The sequence below is a fragment of the Azoarcus taiwanensis genome, from assembly GCF_012910885.1.
In the GTDB taxonomy this organism is placed as follows: domain Bacteria; phylum Pseudomonadota; class Gammaproteobacteria; order Burkholderiales; family Rhodocyclaceae; genus Azoarcus_F; species Azoarcus_F taiwanensis.
Genome location: NZ_WTVM01000009.1, coordinates 1 through 18,190, shown reverse-complemented (window position 1 = coordinate 18,190; position 18,190 = coordinate 1). Strand labels below are relative to the sequence as shown.

Annotated in this window: 12 protein-coding genes, 1 tRNA gene and 1 pseudogene; 3 read left to right on the top strand and 11 right to left on the bottom strand. The window is 62.1% G+C overall.

Annotation, left to right across the window (positions count from 1 at the left end; genetic code table 11):
- Positions 1–3: 3 nt before the first annotated feature.
- Positions 4–999 (bottom strand): acrylyl-CoA reductase family protein, encoded by a 996-nt coding sequence (locus GPA21_RS02600; protein ID WP_168986687.1) that lies wholly within the window; start codon positions 997–999, stop codon positions 4–6.
- A gap of 254 nt (positions 1,000–1,253) precedes the next feature.
- Between GPA21_RS02600 and GPA21_RS02595 the strand changes: the two genes are divergently transcribed.
- Positions 1,254–2,111, top strand: a complete 858-nt coding sequence (locus GPA21_RS02595; RefSeq protein WP_168986654.1) for an HDOD domain-containing protein — start codon at positions 1,254–1,256, stop codon at positions 2,109–2,111.
- Between the two features lie 8 nt (positions 2,112–2,119).
- Here the strand turns inward: GPA21_RS02595 and GPA21_RS21140 are convergent, their stop codons facing one another.
- Genes GPA21_RS21140 through GPA21_RS02585 form a run of 3 tightly spaced genes read right to left on the bottom strand, consistent with a single transcriptional unit; the run spans position 2,120 to position 5,384 of the window.
- Positions 2,120–2,251, bottom strand: coding sequence for a hypothetical protein (locus GPA21_RS21140; protein ID WP_281355898.1), 132 nt, complete (start codon positions 2,249–2,251; stop codon positions 2,120–2,122).
- On the bottom strand, positions 2,248–3,444 hold the full coding sequence (locus GPA21_RS02590; RefSeq protein ID WP_168986686.1) for an MFS transporter: 1,197 nt from the start codon (positions 3,442–3,444) through the stop codon (positions 2,248–2,250). Before GPA21_RS02590 ends, GPA21_RS21140 begins: the two co-directional genes overlap by 4 nt.
- Positions 3,445–3,458: 14 nt before the next feature.
- The gene (locus GPA21_RS02585; protein ID WP_168986653.1) at positions 3,459–5,384 is read right to left on the bottom strand and encodes an ATP-binding cassette domain-containing protein; all 1,926 of its coding nucleotides are present in this window, start codon (positions 5,382–5,384) and stop codon (positions 3,459–3,461) included.
- 141 nt (positions 5,385–5,525) lie between these two features.
- Between GPA21_RS02585 and GPA21_RS02580 the strand changes: the two genes are divergently transcribed.
- Complete coding sequence (locus GPA21_RS02580; protein ID WP_168986652.1) at positions 5,526–7,595, top strand: site-specific recombinase; 2,070 nt, start codon at positions 5,526–5,528, stop codon at positions 7,593–7,595.
- Between the two features lie 100 nt (positions 7,596–7,695).
- Positions 7,696–7,770 (top strand) — tRNA-Arg (locus tag GPA21_RS02575).
- 19 nt (positions 7,771–7,789) lie between these two features.
- Here GPA21_RS02575 and GPA21_RS02570 read toward each other — a convergent pair.
- From GPA21_RS02570 to GPA21_RS02540, 7 genes and pseudogenes are all read right to left on the bottom strand, one after another.
- Complete coding sequence (locus GPA21_RS02570; protein ID WP_168986651.1) at positions 7,790–8,599, bottom strand: S1 family peptidase; 810 nt, start codon at positions 8,597–8,599, stop codon at positions 7,790–7,792.
- On the bottom strand, positions 8,596–9,549 hold the full coding sequence (locus tag GPA21_RS02565) for a transglycosylase SLT domain-containing protein (protein WP_246261713.1): 954 nt from the start codon (positions 9,547–9,549) through the stop codon (positions 8,596–8,598). The genes GPA21_RS02570 and GPA21_RS02565 overlap by 4 nt, the downstream gene beginning before the upstream one ends.
- 23 nt (positions 9,550–9,572) lie before the next feature.
- Positions 9,573–10,853 (bottom strand): nucleotide sugar dehydrogenase, encoded by a 1,281-nt coding sequence (locus GPA21_RS02560; RefSeq protein WP_168986650.1) that lies wholly within the window; start codon positions 10,851–10,853, stop codon positions 9,573–9,575.
- 65 nt (positions 10,854–10,918) lie between these two features.
- Positions 10,919–13,723 carry an XrtA/PEP-CTERM system TPR-repeat protein PrsT gene (gene prsT / locus GPA21_RS02555; RefSeq protein WP_168986649.1) on the bottom strand — a complete coding sequence of 935 codons (2,805 nt, stop codon included), beginning with the start codon at positions 13,721–13,723 and terminating at the stop codon, positions 10,919–10,921.
- Entirely contained in the window at positions 13,716–15,083 is a 1,368-nt protein-coding gene (gene prsR / locus GPA21_RS02550) for a PEP-CTERM-box response regulator transcription factor (protein ID WP_168986648.1), read from the bottom strand. Before prsR ends, prsT begins: the two co-directional genes overlap by 8 nt.
- An 11-nt stretch (positions 15,084–15,094) precedes the next feature.
- On the bottom strand, positions 15,095–16,867 hold the full coding sequence (prsK, locus tag GPA21_RS02545; RefSeq protein WP_246261711.1) for an XrtA/PEP-CTERM system histidine kinase PrsK: 1,773 nt from the start codon (positions 16,865–16,867) through the stop codon (positions 15,095–15,097).
- Between the two features lie 402 nt (positions 16,868–17,269).
- A pseudogene (locus GPA21_RS02540) lies at positions 17,270–18,058 on the bottom strand (TIGR03013 family XrtA/PEP-CTERM system glycosyltransferase); the annotation flags it as partial.
- Between the last annotated feature and the right edge of the window lie 132 nt (positions 18,059–18,190).

Sequence of the window (18,190 nt, the reverse complement as noted above, 5' to 3'; positions counted from 1 at the left end):
CCCTCAGGCACCAATGCGCACTACGGTACGCCCCTTGACCTCGCCCCGGATAAAGGCGTCGAAAGCTCCTGGCAGTTCATCGAGATCGATCGTGCGGGTCACCGCATCGAGATGACGAGGTTTGAGGTCGCCGGCCAACCGGTCCCAGACGCGCTGTCGGGTCGGGAACCCCATGTAACCGGAATCCACGCCGAGCAGACTGACGCCACGGAGGATGAAGGGGAATACAGTGGTCGAGATATTGAAGCTCGCTGCATTGCCGATGCTCGCTACGGTACCGGCCTGCTTCATGGTGGCCAGCACCCAATGCAGGATCTGCCCGCCGACGTTGTCGACCGCGCCAGCCCATTGTGCAGCTTCGAGCGGCCGTGTCTTTTCGAAATCGATCTCCGCGCGCAGCTTGATCTCGGCCGCACCGAGCATCTTGAGATACTCGGTTTCGGATGCCTTGCCGGTCAGCGCGACAACGTGATAACCCAGCTGGGCGAGCATGTCGATGGCGAGAGCTCCGACACCACCAGTCGCGCCGGTCACGATGACCGGTCCGTTGTGCGGCGCCAGTCCGTTATCCTCCATGCGGACGACGCCGAGCGCAGCGGTAAACCCGGCGGTCCCGAGCGCCATTGCTTCGAAGAGATCGAGCCCGTCGGGCAGCGGCACAACCCAGTCCGCCGGCACCCGGGCGTATTCGGCATAACCGCCGTGGTGTGAGACACCTATGTCGAAGCTCGTCGCAATGACGTGATCACCAGGTTTGAAGCGGCCATCGCTGCTTTCGACCACCTCGCCCGCCATGTCGATGCCGCCGATGCAGGGAAAGCGGCGGATGATCTTGCCGGCGCCAGTCGCAGCCAGCGCATCCTTATAGTTGATGCTCGAATAATGCACCTTCAGCGTGACCTCGCCGGCATCGAGCCGGGATGCCTCCATCGTCCCCAGGCCGCTGACCACTTTCTTGTTCTCGTCCTGCTCGATGATGAATGCCTTGAAAGGCGCAATCATTCGTCTCTCCTTTGTTGGACGGCGGGAGCATGGCGGTGTCAGACGAACTTGTCGCGAAGACACCGGCATCACGATCCGGATGTGTGATTATAGCCAAAACGCTCTCGCGTTCCCGTCGGTGAAACGCATCATCCTGGAAACCGCAGTTGGACGTGCACTCGAGCACGTCCAACTGCGGTTTCCAGGATCACTGCTTCAGTTTCGCACCGTGGCGGACGATAATGCGTCTATATCGATCAGGAGGGCAACACATGGCCATGCTCGAGGCACCGCTGAAATCGGTGGATGCCTACGTTGCGTACTTCGCGCACCAGGATTTGCCCGTGCTGCGCAGAACGGTGCGCGAGCTCGAAGCACTCGGCGAAATGGCCACTTCGGTGAACAGCCGTGAACTCGCAGCCATCGTGCTCGCCGATCCGCTGATGACGATGCGCCTGCTGTCTTGGCTGCAGAATCATCGTCGGGCCTCACAGAACCACGACATCACAACGATCGATCGCGCAATCATGATGATCGGGGTCGACCCGTTCCTCGAGGCTTTTTGCCAGGCACCAACGCTTGAGGCGCAACTCACCGAACATCCCAAGGCCTTGCTCGGTGCGCTGCAACTCATAGCCCGTGCCCGTCAGGCCGCGCGCCACGCTCGCGACTGGGCCCTGCTCCGTCACGATCTCGATGCGGATGAAATCACGGTGGCCACCCTGCTCCACGAGGCTACCGAGATCATGTTGTGGGTGTTCGCACCCACGCTGATGCTGCGCGTCGCCGCCATGCAGAGCATGGACCCGAAGCTGCGCAGCAGCGTCGCGCAGAAGGTCGTATTCGGCGTCGAAGCCGTTTCCGTGCAGCGCGAGCTGGTACGTGTATGGAAACTGCCGGAGTTGCTCGTCAGCCTGCTCGATAGTCGCTACCGCGACAATCCGCGAGTACGCAACGTCGAACTGGCAAGCCGATTCACGCGCCATGTCGCGACCGGCTGGGACGACGCAGGCCTGCCGGATGATATCGACGAGTTGTGTCGCCTGCTCCCGCTGAACCGAGAAGCGTTGCTCAGACGACTGGGTGCCCCGCCGGACGCCTTCGCGCGGCTGCTCGGCTCACAGGATTAGCGCTACCCTCAGCCGCAGAACAACAGATTGCTGAAGTCGATGAGCATGTCCGGATGCTGGTAAGCGAGAAATATCGCCGCGAGCAGTGCAAGCGCCAACAGAACACCCAGCGCGACGAGAATCTTCTTCAGCAGGCTCATGTCGCCTCCGCGACGCGCGCCAGGGGTTTCTCGCGCACCGGAATGCACAGCAATGCCGCCGCCACCGACAGTCCTATCGCGAGCCACCAGGCCAGTTCGTATGATCCGAAGGCATCGAAGATCCAGCCACCCAACCACGCACCGAGAAAACCGCCGATCTGGTGGCCGAGAAACACCAGGCCGTAGAGCATGCCGACATACTTCATGCCGAAGATGTGACCCACCAGACCGTTGGTTAACGGCACCGTACCCAGCCACAACAACCCCATTGCAGCGGCAAAGACATAAAGCGTGACCGTCGTCAGCGGCAGCATCAGAATCGCGAGGATCGCCACCACGCGCAAGGCATAAATCCCGGCAAGCAGCCACTTCTTGCTGTAGATCCCGCCCAACCAGCCAGACAGGAAGGAGCCGGCGATATTGAAGAGGCCGATCAAGGCCACTGCGGTCATGCCGACGTTGGCGCTCATGCCTGAATCGACAACGAACGCCGGCAGGTGAAGCATGACGAAGGCGGTCTGGAAGCCACAGACAAAGAAGCTCCAGAAGAGGAAGTGGAAACTGGCGGTACGCGTGGCCTCCCGCAGGGACTCGCCGACCGACTGCCCACCAGCCGGTGCGCCGTTGGTGCCGGTGACCGCGAATGCCAGCGGGATGATGAACAGAATGCCGACTGCGAGCCATAGCAGTGCACTTTGCCAGCCGACCGACGCGATCAGGCCTTGCCCCACCGGCAGCACCGCGAACTGGCCGAAGCTGCCCCCCGCGCTGGCGATGCCGAGCGCGAGACTGCGCTTTTCGGGGGGTGCCATACGCCCGACCACGCCGAGCACTACGCTGAAGGTCGTGCCAGCCAGGCCCATACCAATCAACAGCCCGGCGCCCATGTTGAGTCCGAACGCGGTGTCGGCGTTGGCCATGATGACCAGCCCGAGCACGTAAAGCAGCGCGCCGCCCACAAGCGTCTTGCCCGCCCCATAGCGATCGGCGAAAGCCCCGGCAAAGGGTTGGAACACACCCCACAAGAGGTTCTGCAGCGCGATCGAGAACGAGAACATCTCCCGCGACCAGCCCTGATCCAGCGTCATTGGCTGCAGGAACAGGCCGCCGGTATGGCGCACACCCATCGCCAGCGTGAGAATCAGTGCGCCACATGCAATGACGACGCCGGGGCGCCGCAGGAACGAGGTCATGTCGTTCACCGGATTCACACTCCGCTGGCGCGCGACTCGAGCTCTTCCCAACGCACCAGTGCGGTCTCGATCTCCTCTTCGAGCGCCTCGAGCCGGGCTTTTATCCCTGCGACCTCGTCAGGCGCCTGTTGATAGAGCGCGGGATCACCCATGCGTTGCTGGTGTGCCGCCTGCTCCGCCTCCAGTGCGGCGATGAGGTCCGGCAGTTGCTCCAGCTCGCGCTTTTCCTTGAACGAGAGCTTTGCGGTGCGCTCGCGTTCAGGTTTTGCAGAGCCTCCCTGCATCGCCGGCGCGGGGCCGGCCTTCTGCGCCTTTGCCTCGGCAGCCTCGACTCGGAGGCGAGCGTCGCGCACGCGTTTCCAGTCCTCGTAGCCGCCGGCATACTCGCCCCAACGGCCATCGCCCTCAGCGGCGATCACTTGCGTCACCACATTGTCGAGAAAGGCCCGGTCGTGGCTGACCAGAAACAGCGTGCCGTCGTATTGGCAAAGGAGGTCTTCGAGCAAGTCGAGCGTTTCGATGTCGAGATCGTTGGTCGGTTCGTCCAGAACCATGACGTTGGCAGGTCGCGCAAAGAGTCGGGCGAGCAGCAGACGGTTACGCTCGCCCCCGGACAGGGATTTGACCGGCGAACGCGCCCGCTGCGGCGCGAACAGGAAATCTCCGAGGTAACCGATGACATGCTTGCGCTCACCACCGATCTCAATGAAATCCGATCCGGGGCTGATGACTTCGGTCAAGGGCAATTCCGGGTCGAGTTGCTCGCGAAGCTGGTCGAAGTAGGCCACGCTCTGCCGGGTCCCACGGCGCACCGTGCCGCTGTCCGGCGCGATCTCGCCAAGGATCAGCTTGAGCAAGGTGGTTTTGCCGGAGCCATTTGGGCCGATCAATCCCACCCTGTCACCACGCATGATGCGCGTGGAGAAATCCCGCACGACGACTCTGTCGCCATACTGCTTGGACACTCCATGAAGTTCGGCAACCATACGCCCGCTGGATTCGCCCTTGTCCACCGCAAGCTTGACGTTGCCGAGCCGGTCACGTCGCGCCGCCCGCTCGCCCCGCAGCGCCTGCAGACGCCGCACCCGACCCTCGTTGCGGGTGCGGCGGGCCTCGATGCCCTTGCGTATCCAGACCTCTTCCTGTGCGAGCAGCTTGTCGAAGCGGGCGTTGGCCTTTTCCTCGGCGTCCAGCTCCTCCGCCTTGCGCCGCTGGTAGTCGCTGAAATTGCCCGGGTAGCTGCCAAGGCGTCCCCGGTCGAGCTCGACGATCCGGGTCGCAACGTTGTCGAGAAACACCCGGTCGTGGGTGATCACCACGACCGCGCCGGGAAAACTCCTGATCAACTCCTCGAGCCAGAGAATGCCGTCGATATCGAGATGGTTGGTCGGCTCGTCGAGCAGCAGCAACTCGGGCTCGGACACCAGCGCTCGCGCCAAGGCCACACGCTTGATGCCGCCACCGGACAGAGACGACACGGCCAGATCGCCGTCGAGCCCGAGGCGGAGCAGAACCTCGTCGACCCGCTGATTGAGGCGCCAGGCGTCGGCCGCCTCGACCTCGTGCTGGACGCGCTCGAGATCCGCCAGGGCCTCTGCATCACCGGGCGACTCCGCCACCTTGTGCATCGCCGCGTGATAGGCCACGAGCAGGCCGGCGACCGCACCCAGCCCGTCGGCCACGGTGGAGAACACATCCTTCTCCAGCACGAACTCGGCCTCCTGAGGCACATAGGCGACCCGCAAGCCATCCTGACGCCGGATCTCACCGTCGTCGAGTACAGCCAGCCCCGCCAACGCCCGCAAAAGGCTGGACTTACCGGAGCCATTGCGCCCAATCAGCGCTACTCGCTCGCCAGCATCGAGTTGGAAGTCGGCGTTATCGAGCAGATCGACATGCCCGAAGGCGAGACAGGCGTTTTCGACGGAAAGAAGCGGCATGGGAGGCCATCTGGCAGATAGGACGTAAGCCGTGATTCTAACGGCCCGGGCACCGGCAAACACAAATTGGTGGATAATGCAGCGCACAAAACGACGCCTAACGACAGCTGCCACAAGCAACTCAAAGGCGACAGGAGCTCGATGGAAGCAGTACTGAAACAATTCGGCAACCCCGATCACGACCCGATTGCGCTGTGGCGCGAACTGGTCGGTCGCTTGCGCCCGGCACGACCAAACGACACCGACAAGGCGGTCGAGAACCTTCGTTTGCTGACACGGTCGCTCCGACGTCGGGACGACCTGCGCGAGAACCTGCGTAACGCAATCGTCCGGTTGTTCAACGAGCGCAAAGTTGTCTCGCTGTATGTCTCTTCCGGCCTGCTGCCCTCGACAGGATTCTTCTCGGAAACCGCACGGCGGGTTTCAGGTCGACTCCTGCCCGAAGTCATCGACACCGACTACATGGGCGGGGTGCTCGCCACTGTATTCAACCGCGTCAGCGACGAGGTGTGGGTCAACGCGATTCCCGACGATGACTGGATTGCGCTGTTCAACGTCCTCTTCGATCCGGCCGAAGCCGAGCTCGATCAACGCAATAGCGATGTGCTGCCCAACCCGCTCGACGAACTGATCGAGGCGCTGCGCATGCTCTCCTACCATGTCTCCTCGATCGGTCTCGACCCGGAGCTGGTGCGCATCGACCCGACGCTCGAAGAACACGAGTCGCCCTTTCTCGCGCAGAACGCGGAGCTCGTGAATTACCTGACTCACTATCGCGAATGGTGGCGGGATGGCAGTGCGCAGGTCGAGGACGAAAGACACCTCGCGGTGATGCTGGACCAATGCGAGGACGTGGTGATGCGCATCCGCCGGCGCGCCGCCAAGCTCGGCACCAGTCTGTCACTGACCTTCAAGCTGGAGCGTCTGCACCAGCACCTGGAGCGGATCGCCGCGCTGCTGGAAGTACTGACCCAACTGCGTATCGAACGCAACATAAACTCGATCGCGCCCCAAGTCACGCGACTCATCAAGCAGCTTATTAGGGCCGAATGTCGCAAGAACAAGCTGTCCGACTACTGGGGACAGAACGTCGACCTGCTATCGCTGCGCATGACCGAAAGCGCAAGCCGCACCGGCGAGCGATATATCACCGCGACGCGCGGTGAGTACTTCGGCATCGTGCGATCTGCCGCGCTTGGCGGCCTGATCATCTCACTCATGGCGGCACTCAAGATCATTCTTGGCAGGCAAGGTTTTGCCCCGCTCAGCGAGGCGCTCACCTTTTGTCTGAACTACGGTATCGGCTTCGTGCTTATCCACGTTCTGGGGGGCACCGTGGCCACCAAGCAGCCAGCGATGACCGCCAACGCGATCGCCGCTTCGATCGGCGAGACCAAGGGCAAACCCACCGACCTGCATGCGCTGGTCGAACTCATCGCGCGCACGGTACGCAGTCAGTTCGGCGCTATCTTCGGCAACGTCGGCGTCGCCATCCCCATGGCGATGCTCTTCGCGAGCTTGGTCTATCTGGGGACAGGCACGCATTTCGCGTCCCCTGACTATGCCCACCATCTGCTCTCCGAGGTTCACCCTTTCAGCGGTGCGGTGATCTTCGCAGGCATCGCCGGCGTGTGTCTGTTCCTGTCGGGATTGATCGCCGGCTACTACGACAATCTGTGCGCCTACGGACGCATCCCGCAGCGTCTGCTGCAGTTGCGGTGGCCTCGGCGCGTGTTCGGCGAAGCCCGCATGCAACGAATCGCGACCTACATCGAGAGTAACCTCGGCGCGCTCGCGGGCAACTTCTTCTTTGGCTTTCTGCTCGGCGGCGTCGCGGCCCTCGGCGTACTCTTCGGCTTGCCACTGGATATCCGTCACATCGCCTTTTCGTCAGCCTACGTCGGCCACGCCTTCGTCGGGCTGGAGTTCGGCCTGCCCATCCAACTTGTGGTTCTCTCCCTGCTCGGCGTGCTGCTGATCGGCCTGACCAACCTTGCGGTGAGCTTCGCGCTGACGCTGACCGTGGCGATGCGCGCCCGGCGGATTCTCTTTTCCCAGGGCCGCGAGCTGGTAATGATGGTGCTGCACCGGCTGGTCACCCGCCCTCGCGATTTCTTTCTGCCGCCCCCCAGGGATGCGAAGGCCGACACCGGCGAAAACTCGCTGGAAGCAAAATCCGACGTCCCCGGAAAGAACGGAGCGGGTGGGTGAGGAACTACCATCCGCGGTGCGTTTCGCGTGGCGCTCAACAGCACCCTATCCTTGCTGCACCAATGGCATACGAGGCCATGACGCGCTAGAATGCGCCCCTCTCTCCGTAGTTCAATGGATAGAACGGCCGCCTCCTAAGCGGCAGATGCAGGTTCGATTCCTGCCGGGGGGACCAATCGCTGCCGTGACTGACGCTACAACCGCGCCAGCATCTCGCGCAGATGGCGCACCGGTATCGCGTAGCTGATCCCGGAGGGGTCACTCAGTACGTTTTCCTTGGTCGACTTTACGAACACCATGTTGACGATACCGATGACGCGTCCGTTCTGCGGGTCGAACACCGGGCTCCCGCTGTTTCCGGGATAGGCAGTGGCGTCCAGCTGATAGACATCGAAGGGGTCGGTTCCGAGGCGGCGAATCAGGGCCGGGTTGAGTTCGCGCGCGCGGTCCTGCGGAATGCCGATCGGCGTGATCGCGGCGATGATGCCGCGATGGGTAACCGCCGCGAAGCCTAGTGCGTTGCCGATCGGAAAACCGGTGAAGGCGATGTCCTGCCCTTCCCGCACCAGCGCCTCCCCATCCAGCGGCAGAGCCGGAATCGGCTCGCCCTCGATCCGGAGAAGGGCGAGATCCCGCCCCTCGTCCCGCGCAGCGAGCGTGGCCGGTCGCACCGCGGCAGTCCCTCCCCTCGGCCCGGGTACCGCGACCGCCAGCGTCTCCATTCTCGCTTCGTCCAGCACCGCCGGCAGCACGTGAGCGTTGGTCGCGATCAGGCGGCCGTTGCCGACCGCGAAGCCGGTGCCGCGAAACGCGAAAGACGGGTTTCGGGTGCGCTGAAAGGTGCCCACGGCAAGAACCGAGGGCTTGATCCGGGGAACCACCTCGACTAGCTGCGCGAGCGCCGTGGCAGGCAACAGCACACCGACACCCAGCCCTATCGTAGCTCGCAGGAGGCCGCGGCGGCCCCGATGGAAGGCCACGTCGTAATCACGCCCACCAGTCATGAATCGTCGCTCAATGCCAGGGCAACCGGCCGCAGCGTGCTCATGATCGCGCTAGGGCGCACGACACTGCTGTCATAGGGGTGTTCCGGGTGTTGCACGAACTGCATGATCCGCTGCACGTAGGCCTGAGTTTCGCGAAACGGCGGCACGCCCCGATACCGCTCCACGGCCCCTTCGCCCGCGTTATAGGCTGCTGCGGCGAGCGCGATGTCGCCTTCGAAGTAGGCGAGCAGCCAGCGCAGATACGAAAGTCCGCCCCGGATGTTCTGTTCGGGGTCGAAGGCATTGCGAACGTTGAAACGCGCTGCGGTTTCCGGGATCAGTTGCATCACGCCCATCGCGTTCTTGGGGGAAACGGCCGCCGGGTTCATCGCCGACTCGGTCAGTGCAATCGCCAAAGCGAGCGTCGGGCTGATCTCGTGCCGTTCGGCGAGTTGCACGACCAGATCCGCGATCGCCCTGCGATCTGCCGGCAGGCGATTGATGCGGGACTCGAGGTCGCCTGAGGCTTCGGCGAGGAATCCTCCACCACCTCTCATACAGGAAGGCGAGCGCCCTCCGCCGTCACCGGTGAAGCGCAGCATCCGCGCAGCCTGTTCGTGCCCCTTCGCGGCTGCGAGCGCGAACAGGGCGCCTGCTTGCTCGTCGTCTCGCTCCAATCCTCTCCCGTTGGCATACATCCAGCCAAGAGCGAACTGCGATTCCGGATCACCGAGCCGCGCCGCCCGGCAATACAACTCGGCCGCGCGTTCGAGATCACGAGCCACCCCTTCTCCATGCTCGTGCGCAAGGGCTTGGGCCGCAAGATCCTGCGCACGGCCCTGACGCAGCGGATCGGCTTGCACCGCCCCGGTCACCAGCACCCCCACCAGAAGCACCATATGGCATGCCAGGCACAAAGGTGACTGGCGGACGCCGGACGGCAGGGAACTGGATATCACGGAGGCCATGACTTATTTCTAGCAGACCTGAATTAGAGCCGCCACACCCGGGCACCGCTTGCAGCGAGCTTCTCCGGGTCATAGGCGGATTTGACGTCGGTGAATACACCCGATGGTTGCAGCTTTTCGAGCACCCCCTCGAGCGGCATATCGAGGTAGGCCTGGTGCGACACCGCGGCGACGATGGCTGCTGCCGGCGGCAGTTCCTCCCAGCGCTTGAGCTGTACACCATACTCGTGCTCGGCCTCGGCCGACTCGGCGACCGCGTCGTGCACATGCACCCGGCAGCCGAAACTCTCGAGTTCGCGAATCACGTCGATGACCTTGCTGTTGCGCAGATCCGGGCAGTTCTCCTTGAAGGTCAGTCCGAGAACGATGACGTCGCAACCCTTGATCGCATGGCCTGCCTTGATCATCTCCTTGACTGTCTGCTCGGCGACATACTTGCCCATGCCGTCGTTGATACGACGGCCAGCGAGAATTACCTGCGGGTGGTAGCCGAGCATGTCGGCCTTGTGGGTGAGGTAGTACGGGTCCACGCCGATGCAATGCCCGCCGACCAGACCGGGCCGGAAGGGCAGGAAGTTCCACTTGGTGCCGGCCGCCTTCAGCACCTCGAGGGTGTCGATGCCAATTCTGTGAAAGATCAGCGACAACTCGTTCATCAGGGCGATGTTGAGGTCGCGCTGGGTGTTTTCGATGACTTTGGCGGCCTCGGCGACCTTGATCGAACTTGCCGGATATACGCCGGCGGTGATCACCGACCCGTAGACCTCGGTGACCTTGGCAAGCGTCTCGGGGGTGTCGCCGGAGACCACCTTGACGATCTTCGTCAGCGTGCGCTCCTTGTCGCCCGGGTTGATTCGCTCGGGTGAGTAGCCAACGAAGAAGCCCTCCTTCCAGCGAAGACCCGACTCTCGCTCTATGATCGGAATGCACACCTCCTCCGTGGCGCCGGGATAGACAGTGGATTCGAAGACCACGATCGCGCCCGGCTTGATGTACCTGCCTACGGTTTCGGAGGATTTGACCAGCGGTGTGAGATCTGGTTGATGGGCCTCATCCACCGGCGTCGGCACCGCCACGACGATGAAATCCGCCTCTGCGATCACCGAGGGATCGGTATGGCAGGCGAGCTGGGTTGCGGCGCGCAAGTCCTCCGAGGACACTTCCCCGGTGGGGTCGATGCAGTCGCGATAGGCAGCTACCTTTTGCGTGGAGAGGTCGAAACCCAGCGTGCGGTACTTCTTGCCGAACTCGACAGCGAGCGGCAGGCCAACGTAACCCAACCCGATTACGGCGATTGTTGTCATATGTGTATTCCGATACCAATCATTCAACAGTTAATGATGATGCCTTCAGTCGGCGCGGATGAGACTCAGAACGCCTCCTTCATGCGGGCGGCCTCCTGACTGATGGGGCTGCCCTCCGGCGCCAAACGGATCACCTCGTCCAGTTCTCGAGCTGCGTCGGCCTTGCGCTCCATCTTGATGAATGCCTTGGCGAGATTGAGCCTGAGGACCGGCTGGTCGGGCGCGGCGTCCACCGCTTTGCGCAGGTTGCTCAAGCCCTGCTCATGCTGCCCGGCCTCTACCTGCAGCATACCCAGGGTGTCGAGGATCGCGGCACTCTCCGGGGCCAGTGCCAAAGCACGCTCGGCGAGCGCAATCGCATCGTTCTTCCCAAGCTGGCCCGCTACCCAAGCCAGGTTGTTCAGGATCAGCGGATTCTCGGGCTGCAACGCCACGACCGCCCTGTAAAGGCGCTCGGCCTCCTCGAAATCTGAAGTCGCCAAGGCTTGTTCAGCCAGGTACGCACGCATCCCGACATCCTGTGGATGATCGGCAAGCCACCGGGTCGCGGCCGTAGCGGCCTCATCCTGTTTACCCGCTCCGAGAAGCGAGCGGTGCTCCTTGACCGCGACGTCTGTGGCACCACCTCTTTCCCGAGCCGACGCATAGGCCCGTGCGGCGTCCTCCCAGCGTCCGGCGGCGGCGTGCACATCGCCTTCGAGCGCATAACCAATCATCGCCTCGGACCGTTGCTGCTGAACCTCTCGCGCGACCGCCACGGCCTCGTTGCTCTTGCCCTGTTCGGCCAATACCACGACCAGACGCTGCTGAGCCTCGAGCCAATCGCCACGCAACCCGAGCGCCCGTCGTAGCGACTGTTCGGCACCCACCCTGTCGTTCGACGCATACTGCACCTCGGCAAGCACGAGCAGTGGAGCCGGAGACTGAGGTTGAAGGCGAATGATGCGATTGAGCGTGGAAATCGCCTGCTGTCGGTCGCCCATCGAAAACTGCACCTGTGCGAGCACGCCCAGCACCGTCGGATCGTCTGGTTCGGCGGCTGCGAGTTCCTGCGCGATCGACAGCGCTCGGGGCAACTCATTGGTTATCACCAGCTGACGCGCCAATGCAGCACGGGCCACACGAGCCGTTGGGTTCGCAGTGACCGCGCGTTGCAAGGTTGCCTTGACATCAGCAGGGCTCGCACCTGTCTGCCGCTGCAGGTCTGCAAGAAGGATGTAGGGGTCAGGTCGGGCGGGGTCCTGCGAGATAACCGCCTCCAAGCGCGCCTTGGCGTCTTCCGGACGATTCTCGGCGAGATCGATGCGGGCCAGATTGACTACTGCAGAGAGAAAACCCGGGGCGGCCTCCAACGCCTTCTCGAACGCCGCTCTCGCCCCAGGCTGATCACCCATGGCGAGAAGAATGCCTCCCTTGAGGTTGTGCGTCTGCGGATGGTCTGGCAGTTTGCGCGCCAGTTGTTCATGCGCGGACAAGGCCTTGTCGAACTCCCCAGCACGCAGGTGTGAAAGAATCAGCACGACATCCGGCTGGGCAGCCGTTTCATCCAGCGCGGCCGCGGCCTCGAGATCGGCAAAGGCGGCCTCCGACTCACCACCTGCCATCCGCGCGAGACCAAGACTCGTTCGGGCGCGAACATCTTCCGGGTTGGCGGCGCTGACCTGTGCGAAATAATCCGATGCGCGCTCAAAATCACCCGAGGCGAGATAGATCTGGCCCGCAAGACTCATCGTGGCCACCTCCTGAACTTCGGCACCGAGAAGCGGATCCAGCGTTTCGCGAGCTCGGGCGGCGTCTCCCGTGGCCAGATAAGAGGCCGCAAGCGAGCGCCTCGCGAGCGCATGCCCAGGCGCTCGTGCAACGACGCGTTCGAGATGCTGGCGCGCGCGCACATGGTCGTTCAAACGCAAATGGATATTGCCAGCCAGCAGGTCCGCGAGCAGATGGTTGGGAATCTGGCGCAACACCTCATCCACGCCCTCTCGGGCCGCCTCGAGGTTGTTCTTGCGAAAATCCATGAAGGCCTGCAGGTAGAGCGTGCCAGGATGATTGCGCGCAACCCGCTTCATGGCCTCGAGGCGCGACTCGGCCTCCTCGAAACGCTCCTGCTCCAGCAGGACGGATACAAGCATGTAGTGATAATTGACCGCCCCGGGCTGACCTGCGATCGCCGCATCGAGCGCGGTAATCACGTCATCTCTGCGTTGCTGCACCCGGTACACCTCAGCCCTGATTCCATGGGCGTCTGCGTTTCCCGGCTCTTGCGCGACGATCGCTTCGGCTTCGGCCAGCGCAGCGTCGACTTCACCGGCAAACAACATGCTGCGAGCAAGCCCGACGCGAGCGTCGACATCGTCAGGGTTCGCAACCAGCGCGGACTCGTAGAAGCCACGCGCAGCGGCTATCTCTGCCCGCGCAAGCAGGGCATCGCCGACGTTGGTCAGGATACGCGCCTGGGCTGCGGCGTCGTCAACCTGTGTGTTCGCAAAGTCACTGACCACACGGTCGAAGTCCCCCGCCAAAACCATGGCCCTCGAAAGCAGAGGCAGCACCTCGCGCGCCGGGTAGCCCAGCTCTGAGGCACGGCGCAACTCACGAACCGCGCCGGGCACATCACCCTGCTGGAGATACACCGAACCGAGCAGATAGCGCGCCTCGGCGATCGTGCCATCCTTTTGCAGCGCATTCTTCAGCTGGATGCTCGCGGCGTTGATGTCATTCTTGGCGAGATAGTCACGGGCAGACGAGAGCATGTCCTCCGATGATTGCCCGCACGCAGTCAGTGTCACCGACAGACACAGCATCATGACCAGCCGCGCCGGCTTCACGCGTAGCCGCCCGTCACGCATCGGGTGGGTAGAATCAGCCATCCTGGTTCTCCTTCTTCAATCCGTATCTGTTCATCATGTCGTACAGTGATGGGCGACTGACCCCTAGGATCTCCGCCGCGCGTGCAATGTTGTTGTTGGTGCGGGCAAGCACGCGAATGACCGCCTGCTTTTCCGCCGCTTCTCTCACCTGCCTGAGATTGAGCATCTCGAGCGTCTCATCGGCCGCGTCAAGACCAAGGTCTTCTGCGGTGATACGCACCCCGTCGGCCATGATCACCGCGCGTTTCAGACAATTTTCGAGCTCCCGGACATTTCCCGGCCAGTCATGCCCCTCGATGGCGGCAACCGCATCCTCGCTAAGACCCAACACGGGCCTTGCGTTCTCACGACAAAAGCGCTGAATAAAGGCGTGAGCGAGCAACAGGGCATCACCAAGACGCTCGCGAAGCGGTGGAATCTCGACAACCAGCTCAGCCAGCCGGTAATAAAGATCCTCGCGGAACAGCCCTTCACTGATCCGCTGCTTCAAATCGCGGTGGGTCGCACAAACGATACGGACGTCGACCGGAATCTCCTCGCGGCCGCCAATACGCTCGATGACCCGTTCCTGGAGAAAGCGCAACAGCTTGGCCTGCAGGGCCATCGGCAAATCGCCGATCTCGTCGAGGAAAAACGTGCCCTTGTTCGCAGTTTCGATCTTGCCGGGTGTCTGCTTCGATGCACCGGTAAAAGCCCCCTTCTCGTAGCCGAACAGTTCGCTCTCGAGCAAGGTCTCGGGGATGGCTGCACAGTTGACTGCGACAAAGCGCTGTTTGGTGCGTGGCGACAAGGCATGCAGCGCGCGCGCCAGGACTTCCTTGCCAGTTCCACTCTCACCCAGCAAGGCGACCGTCGCGTTGGCCGATGCCACGCGCTCGACCGTGCGACATACCTTCAGCATGCCGGGGTCCCGGGTCAGCAGGCCCGACAAGGGGCTCGACTGGGAATCACGCAGCCGACGGTTCTCGAGCTGCAATTCATGAAGACGAAAGGCTCGATCAATGGTCAGTGTGAGCAGGTCCGGCTCGAAGGGTTTGCCGAAGAAGTCATAGGCCCCCAAAGCGACAGCCTTCAAGGCATTGTCGCGATCATGCTGCCCGGTGAGAACGATGACCTTGGTATCCGGTGCAAGCGCCATGATCTCGCCCAGCAGTCCAAATCCCTCCCCCACATCGTCGGGCTCGGGTGGTAGCCCGAGGTCCATCGTCACCACGGCCGGTTCGTGCCGACGAATCTGCGCGATCGCGCTCTCGCGATCGCTGGCAACCACGGTCTCGAAACCGTCGAAAGACCACCGCATCTGCTTTTGCAGGGCAGGATCGTCCTCGACGATGAGAAGGGTTCGGGGTCTGTCACTCATTGCGTTCCTGATCACTCCGCCTGCACCTCGGCTGTCTGCTTTCGCTCACCGCGGCCCGCTCGCGATAACTTCATCGTCACCGTCGTCCCGACATTCGGCGTGCTATCGACATGCAGACTGCCACCCAGCTCTCGGATGTACTGCATCGTCTCAAACATGCCTATCCCCATTCCGCTCGACTTGCTCGTCTGGAACGGTTTGAACAGGCGGTTGCGGATGAATTCCTGGCTCATTCCACAGCCAGTGTCAGCGACGATAACGCTGACGCTACTCGCATCTGTGCAATCCAAATGTACTGATACCTTACCACCCTCTGCAGTGGCGTCGAGTGCATTTTGCACCACATGCCCAATGACTCGCTGCAGTCTCTCGGCATGTGCCACAACCTCGATTCGATCACCATGAGACAACACCAGCTCGAGCTCGGGGATCTGGTGCCGTTTGGACGCCCGGATGGCTTCGAGCATCGCGCCAAGATCGATCCTGCGCGTCGGCTCTACCGATTTCTTCTCCTGCAACTGCTGCATCAGGGAGCGCATCTTGGCTTCGACGTGCACCACGGTATCGAGCATATCCTGCTGGAACTCCGGATTGTCGCGGTGTCGTTCGGCGTTCTTGAGCATCAGTGACAGCTGCGCGACGAGATTCTTGAGGTCGTGAACGACGAAGGCCGACATGCGATTGAAGGAATCAAACTTGCGCGACTCGATCAGCGCCTCGGCAGCCTGCATGCGCGCCAGATAGCTCGCTGCCTGTCGCTGTGCGGTCTTGAGAAGGTCGAGCACCTCCCAATTGACCTCGAAACGGGTCCGCGCGGAATTGAGTACGACGAAACCGACCAAGGTGCCCGCCGATTTCAGCGGCACCACCAACCAAGCGTCAGGCAGCCGCGACAGCCATTCGGGAAGTAGTGCGTTCCCGGACCTTGTCCGCCCCCCCATCATCCGGACCTCCTCAAGGTTGACGATCCACTCTCTCTCATCGAGAAACCGACAGAAGTCGCTGTCCGCGCTCTCGGCAACATCGATTGCCGGATGATTGAGCCGCGCATGTGGCAAGAACATGCCTGCCTTGTCCCGCAACCAAAGCGCTCCCCCTGAGCTTTCAACGAGGTCGGACAGCGCCTTGATCACGGACTGGCCCAGATTCATTGAGTCGTCAGCTGATGACAGTGCCTGCGTAAACCTCAGCCACTCTGTCCGATAGTCGTACCGATACGGGAAGAGATTCTTGTTGACGAATACCCGCAGGCGAGCCCTTTGCGTCCCGGAAAATACGAACACTCCCAGCAGCAGCAAACCCGCCGACACCAACGCAACCTGCAGCACGCGGCCCCAGTCGCCACCGAAGTACCGGACGTAGTAGCCGGCCGCCGCAATGACCAGTAGGTAGACCCCCGACAAAGCCAGCGCAGTGGAGTGAAAGACGACCTCGCGCGAGACGGCAATCTTCACGGTCCAGGAAGGACTACGCGCAGCGGAAAGGGCGATCAGGGGTATGAGCACCGTTGCGACGAACCCTCGTGCCGCCCAGATATCAACATCAGGTCGGCCGAACAGGAAGCCGTCAGCAAAGAAGTACAGATCGAAGACGTACCCCGCAGCCAGTCCGAGACAGAGCGGTTTCAAGCCCCAGCGGGACGCCACAGGGACATTCCGGAAAAGCTGCTCGACGAGCACAAGCCCGAAAACAACCCCTGCCAGAAGCAAGGCAAGCACAGCGCGGACAGGATCGCCCACCCGCTCCGGAAACACGGCGACGAACACAAGTGCACAGCTGGCCAACCGCAACTGCAGCCGTAGCAAAATAAGGCCACCGCTGCCCCTGGCCAAGCAACGGCGCAATCAGGACTGCAAGAAATACGAACCAGGCAGCGCCACGGAGCACCTCGACGATAATGGCGAGGTGCAGGCTCACTGCGGAAGGGGCAAGAAAATACAGCCCCCCCGCCAAACCCCACAGGACGCTGCTCGTCACCGCGCCAATCAGCGCCGCGCCGGCCACGCCACCTCGCCATGCCAGGCCAAGATACACCAGGAACAACAGGTAAGCGCCGGCAGCAAGTCCGCTACCCCAAGCGGCAATCTCGAACAAGTGTCACCTCATGGCGGCAGAACAGGCGCGCAGCACGCGCCTACAAACAAATAATACGATATGTATGCCCTGCCGGCCGCTCACGCGTGGGGTCAGTTCGCGCCTTCTCCAGTGAGCACGACACGTACCGTCTCGAACAAGACCAGCGTATCGAGAACAAGCGTATGGTTCTTCACGTAGTAGAGATCGTACTGGAGTTTCTGGACGGCATCATCGACCGACGAACCATAGGCATAACGCACCTGCGCCCAGCCCGTCACGCCGGGTTTCACGCAATGCCGCACTGCATAGAAGGGGATTTCCTGGCTCAACTGATCCACGAAATACGGGCGCTCGGGGCGCGGCCCCACCAGGCTCATGTCTCCGACAATGACATTGAACAGTTGAGGTAACTCGTCTATCCGCAACTTGCGGATGACCCTCCCGACCCGAGTGGTACGGTCGTCGTTCGCCGTGGCCCATCGCGGCTTGCCGTCGCCTTCTGCGTCGCGCCGCATGCTGCGGAACTTGATGACCCTGAAAACACGGCCACCGCGTCCCACCCGCTCCTGTTTGTAGAAGATAGGCGCCCCATCCTCAAGGAGAATCAGCAAAGCCGTGAGAAGCATCACCGGCGCGGCCATCATGAGCAAAATGATCGAGGCGCTCAGATCGAAGCACCGTTTGACGAAGGTTCTGGCCCAACCTTGCCTGAATCCGTCACCGTAGATGAGCCAGCTCGCTCTCAGAGAGTCGATCCGGATCTGACCTTGGGTCCTCTCGAAGAACGACGAGAGGTCGAAGACTCTCACCCCCCGCACCTTGCAATCGAGCAACTCGCGTATCGGCAGCACACCTCCCCGACGCTCACGAACGGCTACGATGATCTCATCGACCTTCTGTTCCTGGGTAAGCGGATTAAATGGTTGATCTTACCTTTGCATGAGAGTGAGACAGACCGGCATCTCATCGGATTATCTGGTTGATGCTTCACCTACTGCTGGTGCATGTTTCCTTCGCTAATTCCAGCAAGA